This window comes from Chryseobacterium sp. MDT2-18 (assembly GCF_030815285.1).
GTDB lineage: Bacteria > Bacteroidota > Bacteroidia > Flavobacteriales > Weeksellaceae > Kaistella > Kaistella salivictor.
On record NZ_JAUSWQ010000018.1, the window covers coordinates 25,106 to 33,609 of the forward strand.

Sequence of the window (8,504 nt, forward strand, 5' to 3'; positions counted from 1 at the left end):
GATATTTATTTTAAAAAGTATTTTCGATTTAAAAAAAAGATTAATACTTTTGAGAAAAAAATATATGAAAAAAATCAATTTTCTTAGCCTTGTAGCGCTGCTCTTTATCTTGGTTTCCTGTGTCACCAATGTACCCATGAATGCTGAATACTTTCAGAAACCGTCAAAAGTGGGCATTTTTGTAAATGTCAATGATCCCCAGAAATTCCGGGAAGGATCTCAGGGATTACTGGATTTGGCGGTAACTTCAGGAGATAAGTACCAGCCTCTTTTAGACCATGTTAATAAAGAGATTAAATTTAAAAATGAACTTATCGACATTTACTCCGAAACTTTAAAAACGAGAGGAAAAGAAGTGGTCATTATCGATGAAAAATTTGATCCCAAAACAGCGGAGAAATTTAAAGGCAATAAAGAAGAATCTAAAAAATATTACAATTATGATATGAGATATCTTAAGGAAAAATATGGGGTTGATGATGTCGTGTTTGTTAATGTAAATTGGGGTGCGATGATCAGTTATTACAGTATGGTGGAAACGGGCAGAGCAGGATATGCTTATGTGTCTAACCGGGTAATCAATTTAAAAGACAATTCTCTTTATTTTGCGAATGATAATCCACAAACTGAAATTATAAAAGGAAAGTGGAATACGGCACCTGATTTTGCAAACGCTAAAGGCAGAATTGAGCAGGCGGTGAAAAAAGCGATTGAGGTCGAAAGAAATGTTTTTAAATAATTAATTTTTTATAACAGAATAGAAAAGCCCGAATCATTTTCGGGCTTTTGCTTTTTAACTTTTAATATAATTGTTAGAGCCTGTTTTAAAATGATGAAAAATATTTAAAGTTCCTTTTTTTGAACTTTCGAAAAACTTAAATAATGTGATCGCTTTTGTAATTATTGTGGTTTTAAAACAGATTTAAACAGGCACTTAGACAATGGTAACCTTTAATGCCAAAACCATCTTTCACTTTATCCAAAAGGAATTCATTTCTGTTTAAAACATTTTTAAGTATTTTTGCATGACTTATGATTAACAGCGACCAAATAAAAGACGTTCAATCCAGAATCGGCGAATTGTATAAATATTTACAAATCGACCGAAAAAAAATTGAAATTGCAAACGACGAAGAAAAAACGGTGTCACCAGAATTTTGGAATCATCCGAAAGAAGCAGAAGTTTTTATGAAGCAACTTCGGTCCAAGAAAAAATGGGTCAACGATTACGAAGAAATTTTCGCGCGTTTTGAAGATATTCAGGTATTGATGGAATTTGCCAAAGAAGATCCGGATTCCGAAAAAGAACTGAACGAATCTTTCCCGGTACTTATAAAGAAGATTGAAGATTTAGAATTTAAAAACATGCTTTCCAACGAAGGCGATGAACTTTCTGCCGTTCTGCAGATCACGGCAGGAGCAGGAGGCACAGAAAGCTGCGATTGGGCTTCGATGCTGATGAGGATGTACACCATGTGGGCAGAAAATCAGGGATATAAAATCCGAGAACTGAATTATCAGGAAGGCGAGGTTGCCGGTGTGAAAACGGTAACTTTAGAAATCGACGGTGAATTTGCTTTTGGATATTTAAGAGGAGAAAATGGTGTTCACCGTCTAGTGAGGATTTCACCGTTCGATTCGAATGCGAAACGGCATACCAGTTTTGTGTCGGTATACGTGTATCCTTTGGTTGATGATACCATTGAAATTAATATTAATCCGGCTGATATTTCCTTTGAAACCATGCGTTCCAGCGGCGCAGGTGGGCAAAATGTAAATAAAGTGGAAACCGCAGTCCGGCTGCGTCATGCGCCGACCGGAATTATTATTGAGAATTCCGAATCCCGTTCCCAGCTTCAAAATAAAGAAAAAGCAATGCAGTTGTTGCGTTCCCGTTTATATGAAATGGAACTCGAAGAGCGCATGAAAGCAAGAAATGAAATTGAGGCAGGAAAGATGAAAATCGAGTGGGGAAGCCAGATCAGGAATTATGTGATGCATCCTTACAAACTGGTGAAAGATGTGCGTTCCGGTTACGAAACCTCAGATGTGGATGGCGTGATGAACGGTGATTTAACGCCTTTTCTGAAAGCATTCCTGATGGCTGATGGAACTGCTGCCCAAGAGGATGATTTTTTAATCTAAACTTTAAGAAACTTTAACAAATACTTAATATCGATAGACGCTGTCTTTTATTATCTTTGCCACCATGGAGCATTTCGAAAGTTGGAAGGATCTTTTAAATCCTGAATTTTATATAAAGATGGGTGGTTTTTGGCTCATTTTATTTATTATCTTCGCAGAGACGGGTTTGTTTGTAGGGTTTTTCCTCCCTGGTGACAGTTTGCTTTTTGTATCAGGTATATATGCGGTAGAAATTGTTAAAGAAACTTTCGGTGGTACAGGAAGTAATTTATTAGATACTACCATTTTAGCTACCGCAGTGGCAGTTGCTGCTGTAATTGGTAATGAAATTGGTTATTGGTTTGGGCTTAAAGCCGGACCAGCTCTTTACAAAAAAGAAGATTCATTCCTTTTCAAAAAGAAATACCTTTTTCAGGCACACGATTTTTTCGAACAACATGGCGCTTTGGCAGTAATTATGGCGAGATTCTTACCCATCGTCAGAACATTTACGCCGATTGTAGCCGGCATCGTGAAAATGGATAAAACCCGGTTTTTAATCGATAATATTATCGGTGCTTTTTTGTGGTCATTTTCGTTAATTTTCGCGGGACATTATTTAGATGCCTTATTCAAAACTCAGTTTGATATTGATTTGAAATCGCATTTAGAAATGATCATCATTATTATTGTATTGATTACAACTGTTCCGATCATCGCAAAATTTTTCTTCGGAAAAAAGAAAGAAGAAGTAAAACAGGACGCGGATATTTCTAAATAAAGATTTTTTCTTTTAAAATATAAAAACAGCATTTTTTACAATGCTGTTTTTTTTAATCTGGAATGAAGTAATGAGGATTACTTTGTCTGGTCCTTTATTCTTTCGGTCAGCATGGTGATCATTCTTCTGTTATACTCTTTGCTTTCCAAAATATACAGATCCAATTCGGAAAGGGTCAGCATGCCAATCGTTATTCCGATGAAGGTGTTTTTCAGAACGCTGTCTTTCAGTAAACTCTGTTCGATGAAAGTTCTCTTTTTTGCTGCGGATAAAGAATTGAAATCTGGATTTTGGCGCGCACAGTACGTTGAAAATAATTTCAGATAGAGTTCATTTTGTAATTTTAAAACCGGTCGTAAGGATTGATTCTGAAATTGCTCAATTGCGGAACTCGTTTCTAAAACAGGAATTTCTAAAGTTTCCCTTAAATCAATTTTAGTGATCATTTAATTTTTTCTTTGCAGTAAATGTAAAGCTTTTGAAATTGAAACAGGGAGTGATTTCACCGCGTTATTTTTTTTAGGAGTGAATAAGTTACGATTTCCGCCAATGAATACTTTAATGCCTTTTTATCGTTTTTAAAGCCCAAAAGCAAGAAGAGTTTCTTGCTTTTGGGGTGTACTGTAAATCCTTAATTAGTAGGAGTCGTAAAGATTGTAGCTTATCTTTTCTTTGATTTAATATAGAAAAATCCTAATGCAATACCGGTAACCATCATCATGACGGTTTTTGTTTTTCGTGAAGGAACAGGAATCGCGAGTTCACCGTAAATCCTCATCGGATCTTTTGATTGATAATTGACGTTTCCGTCCGTATTGGTTTCTGCATCCGGTTTCATCGCCAGTCTTAAAGCTGCCGATGCAGTGTTGATAATCGCTTTGGGAAATAAACCGTAAAGAACTTTCATCACGTGGGCATAACCATCTGTGATAATGCTTTTCTTCGGATTTTTTGCCGCTTCTACCATTTGCGCAGCCAGTTCGCGCGGATCGCTGGAAAAAGGTGGAATTTTAAAATCCAGACCCGAATATTTGGCAGAGTGCATATTTCCTGTTGATCTTTGAATTCCGGGATACATTCCGACAATATGAATGTTCGGTTCATCTGAAACTTCGCCCTGTAACCCTTCTACCATTCCGCGGATTCCAAATTTGGTACTCGAATAGGCGGTTGAATAAGGAGCCGGCATCCATCCGCCGATTGAAATATTATTAATTAAAATCCCTTCTTTCTGCTTTTTGAAAATAGGAAGAACGGTATGGGCACCGTGTAAAAATCCTAATAAATTGGTTCTTACCAGTTGATCCATCGTTTCGACCGGGATTTCTTCAAATTTACCACTTGCCATAACACCGGCGTTATTGATCCAGATATCAATCCGGCCATTAAACTGCAGTGCCTGTTCTGCCAGATGCTGAACTTGCTGCGCATCGGAAACATCAGTCTGAACGCCCAGGGCCACTACTTCTAAATCGTGACACAATGCGACAGTCTCATCCAGTCCTTCGCGGCCTCTGGCGGCAACTACCACATTGCAGCCTTCCAGCGCGAATGCTTCTGCGGCGGCTCTTCCAACGCCACTTGTGCCTCCGGTGATGACGACTGTTTTTCCACGTAATTCCCCGTGGTTTATTTCTTTATTTTCCATAATGATAAATTGTAATGTTAGATTGATGCACAGATACTATCAATTATTATGCAATTGATTATAAAATTAAATTAATAACTTTTTTTGAACGGAAAGAGAATGCTTGCTCTTGAAATCTTTTTTTCAGATTATCACTTCTTTAGGCCACAAATCATATTTTGAAATCTGTCATTTTAACGAAAGTCACTCCCTGACTGTGAGCCCGAATGCTCTTTATTATAATCGTTTCATGACCCTTTTTGCAATAGAAGATTACCGTAATTGGCCAACATTCGCGAAATTTTTATGCCCGAAAAACACTCAATTACAAAGGATTTGAAGCAAGGGTAAAAAGCGCAACAGCTTACTTCGCGCGCTGAGTTCTAACTGAAAAAAACCGGATTTTTTACGAAAAGCATTCAAAAAATATAACCAAAATTCGCTTCAGCCGTCCGGGATTTTAAAATGGATGATTACATAAATAGTATTGTTTCCCGAAAAACAGTAAGGATTATGCATCGACAGGTTTGAATTTTCATCGCTGAGTTAAAGCTTTCTGCCCCTTGGTTTGTGAAATTTCGAAAATCAATTGTTAAATAATCCTAAATTATATTGAAAATCATTATATTTGCCGACTATAATTTTAATGTTGTAAACTATTAACGATGCAAGGAAAAGGACTTATTAAGCTGGTTGCGATTATTCTGGGACTTATTTGTCTTAACGAATTGTTACCAACATGGTATGCTGGTAAAGTTGAAAGACAGGCCACTGCTGTTGCGGGAAACAACCCCGAAAAATATAACAGGGAGATCGCCCGTCTGTCTAAAGACACTCTGAATCTCGGATTTACAAAACTGTATTATTCCAGAGCAAAAGAAAGAGAAATGAAGTTGGGTCTGGATTTGAAAGGAGGGATCAACGTTCTTTTGGAAATCAACCAAAGAGATTTGGTGAACGATTTAACCCAATATTCTACGAATCCGATTCTTTTGGAAGCGCTGGACAGAACCGAAAAAGACCAGAAAAATTCTACGAAAAACTATATCGAGAATTTCTTTACCGAGTTTGAACTGGTGAATAAAGAAAAAGGAACCAATCTGAAACTGGCTGATCCGGAAATCTTCGGGAATACCAATCTTACAGAAATTAAATACAACTCATCTGATGAGGAAGTTAAAAATATCGTCAGAAGAAAAATTAGTGCTTCTGAAGGAGCTGCTTATGAAGTAATCAGAACGCGTATCGATAAAATGGGAGTCACCCAGCCAAACGTTCAGCGTGTTCCCGGAACAGGTAGAATCTCCGTGGAAATGCCGGGGAGCAAAGATATCGACCGTGTAAAGAAAATGTTGGCGACTTCTGCTAAGTTACAGTTTTGGGAAGTACAGACTGTACAGGAAGTTATCCCTTATTTAGAACAGTTATCAACGATTGTTCCTTTGAAAGCAGATTCTATCGGTGTTGCAAAAAATACCAATTTAATGAATATGCTTCAGTTGAACTCTTTAAGATCAAGTGGAGTTGGTAACATTAAATTATCAGATACTGCTGCAGTTAATAAAATATTAAACTCAAAAATTGCAAAAGACCTTCGTCCTGCGAATATTAAATATACCCAATTCATGTGGGGCTATAAGCCGGAATCTACCGACGCAAATAATTTAGTGCTTTATGCAATCCGTGGTAATATCAACCAGAAAGCGCCGGTTGACGGTGCGGTGGAATCTGCGAGAGTAAACTATGACGAAATGGGTAGAGTAGTTGTCGACATGCAGATGGACTCTAAAGGTTCTAAAGAATGGAAAGCCATGACGGCCAAAAACGTAAACAAATCGGTAGCGGTTACTTTGGATAATGTTGTTTATACAGCGCCAAATGTTGTTAATGAAATCCCGAACGGCAGAACCCAGATTTCTGGAAACTTCTCCCAGGAAGAAGCGCAGGATTTGGTAAATGTTCTGGGAGCTGGTAAATTGCCTGCAAGTGCAAAAATAGTACAGGCAGATGTGGTTGGACCATCATTAGGCCAGCAGTCAATCGATGCAGGGATGCTTTCATTCCTGATTGCCTTTTTGGTAATTGTTGCCTATATTATTTTCTACTACGGTGGAGCAGGAGTTTACGCAGTAATCGCAATGGTGATTAACTTATTCTACATCTTCGGAATCATGGATTCTGTAGATGCGACCTTAACTTTGCCTGGTATCGCAGGTATCGTGCTCTCCATGGCGATGGCGGTGGACACCAACGTAATTATTTATGAAAGAACCAAAGAAGAACTCTTCGCCGGTAAAAATATTCTGGAAGCTTATAAAGACGGTTTCAAACACGCTTTATCAGCGATTATCGACGGTCACTCGACTACGATTTTAACGGCAGTTGTTCTGTATATTTTCGGAACAGGTCCAATTAAAGGATTTGCGGTAACATTGATCATCGGTATTCTGATGACCTTCTTTACTTCGGTACTGTTATCAAGAGTGATGATTTTTGCGAGACTGAACAAAGGTAAAGGACTTTCTGTATGGACTCCTCTAACGAAGAATTTATTCAGAAATGTCTGGATTGACTTTATCGGAAAAAGAAAATATGCTTACATCATTTCTGCGTTCCTTACCGTTGGAAGTTTACTTTCAATCGCAGTCAACGGATTTAAATATGGAATCGACTTTACGGGAGGTAGAAACTACGTAGTGAAATTCGATAAACCTGTTGATGCAACAAAAACAGAAGAAGCTTTAATTAAAATATTTGCTACCCAAGACGGAAAACTATCTGCTGTAGAAGCGAAAACTTTCGGAAGCGGTAACCAGTTAAAAATATCTACGGATTATTTAATTGATGATGAATCCCTGAAAGCCGATCAAACCATCGAGCAGAAATTATATGAAGGTTTAAAACCGAATCTTCCTGCTAACATGACTTTACAGGATTTCAAAGCGGCAGATAAAGATCATGCAGGAATTGTTTCTTCAACCAAAGTAGGTCCAACGGTTGCAGACGACATCAAAACCGGTGGAATGTTCGCCGTAATTGCGGCCTTAGCGGGAATCTTCCTTTATATTTTGGTGCGGTTTACCAAATGGCAGTTCTCTTTGGGAGCCGTCGCAGGTCTTGCGCATGACGCCATTGTTATTCTCGGAGTATATTCATTACTGCACAAATACATGCCGTTTAACATGGAGATTAATCAGGATTTCATTGCGGCAATTCTTACCGTTCTTGGATATTCCATCAATGATACCGTAATTGTATTTGACAGAATCCGGGAATATTTAAGAGAGAAAAAATCCACTACTTTGGCAGGGTTGTTTGATGATTCTATTTCCAGTACTTTGGGTAGAACCTTCAACACCTCATTTACTACGATCCTGGTCATCTTGGCCATCTTCATATTCGGTGGAGAAAACCTAAGAGGATTCATGTTTGCCTTATTACTCGGTATTGGATTCGGTACCTATTCGTCGATCTTTATCTCTTCAGCAATCGCCTATGATTTCCTGAAAGGAAAAGGGAAAGAAGAAACTCCACACGGAAAAACTTCTGTAGATGTTGAAGTAATCGACAAGAGAACTAAGAAATAAATTTTCTGTTCAGATAACAAATGTCCTTCGAAAGAGGGACATTTTTTTTGTGGGAAAATTGGGTTTGTTTTTTTATTTGGGCAGCTTTTTGAGCCGTCTACGCCTATTTTTTTTGAATCCGTCTCAAATCTTGAGGATGGATCCGTAGTGTTTTAAAGTAAACTGATAGTTTACTGATATTAAGAAAGCCGTATCTTTATTTTATTATTAAAAATTTTACTACATGATAAAAAATTATTATTGAATTTTCCAACCACAAAAGTAACAAAAGGGAAAAGTATAAAAACACTCTGTAATCTTCCCCAAAAATAGGATCATTTAAAAATATAGTTTTTAAATTTGAAAGACTATGAAAAACAGTAAATTTTCAGAAGTTCAGATCATC

At 37.5% G+C, this 8,504-nt stretch carries 6 protein-coding genes; 4 read left to right on the top strand and 2 right to left on the bottom strand.

The window, feature by feature from the left end:
- Window positions 1–64: 64 nt before the first annotated feature.
- From QF004_RS13705 to QF004_RS13715, 3 genes are all read left to right on the top strand, one after another.
- Window positions 65–739 carry a hypothetical protein gene (locus tag QF004_RS13705; protein WP_307427410.1) on the top strand — a complete coding sequence of 225 codons (675 nt, stop codon included), beginning with the start codon at window positions 65–67 and terminating at the stop codon, window positions 737–739.
- 293 nt (window positions 740–1,032) lie between these two features.
- Complete coding sequence (prfB, locus tag QF004_RS13710; protein WP_307427413.1) at window positions 1,033–2,145, top strand: peptide chain release factor 2; 1,113 nt, start codon at window positions 1,033–1,035, stop codon at window positions 2,143–2,145.
- Window positions 2,146–2,209: 64 nt separating this feature from the next.
- On the top strand, window positions 2,210–2,905 hold the full coding sequence (locus tag QF004_RS13715; RefSeq protein WP_133440040.1) for a DedA family protein: 696 nt from the start codon (window positions 2,210–2,212) through the stop codon (window positions 2,903–2,905).
- A gap of 77 nt (window positions 2,906–2,982) precedes the next feature.
- Here the strand turns inward: QF004_RS13715 and QF004_RS13720 are convergent, their stop codons facing one another.
- Both QF004_RS13720 and QF004_RS13725 read right to left on the bottom strand, forming a co-directional pair.
- Entirely contained in the window at window positions 2,983–3,351 is a 369-nt protein-coding gene (locus QF004_RS13720) for a glyoxalase (protein WP_133440041.1), read from the bottom strand.
- A 215-nt stretch (window positions 3,352–3,566) separates the two neighbouring features.
- Window positions 3,567–4,553, bottom strand: coding sequence for an SDR family NAD(P)-dependent oxidoreductase (locus QF004_RS13725; protein ID WP_133440042.1), 987 nt, complete (start codon window positions 4,551–4,553; stop codon window positions 3,567–3,569).
- Between the two features lie 644 nt (window positions 4,554–5,197).
- On the opposite strand from QF004_RS13725, the gene secD reads away from it, so the two are divergent.
- Entirely contained in the window at window positions 5,198–8,119 is a 2,922-nt protein-coding gene (gene secD, locus QF004_RS13730; protein ID WP_133440043.1) for a protein translocase subunit SecD, read from the top strand.
- The last annotated feature ends 385 nt before the right edge of the window (window positions 8,120–8,504 follow it).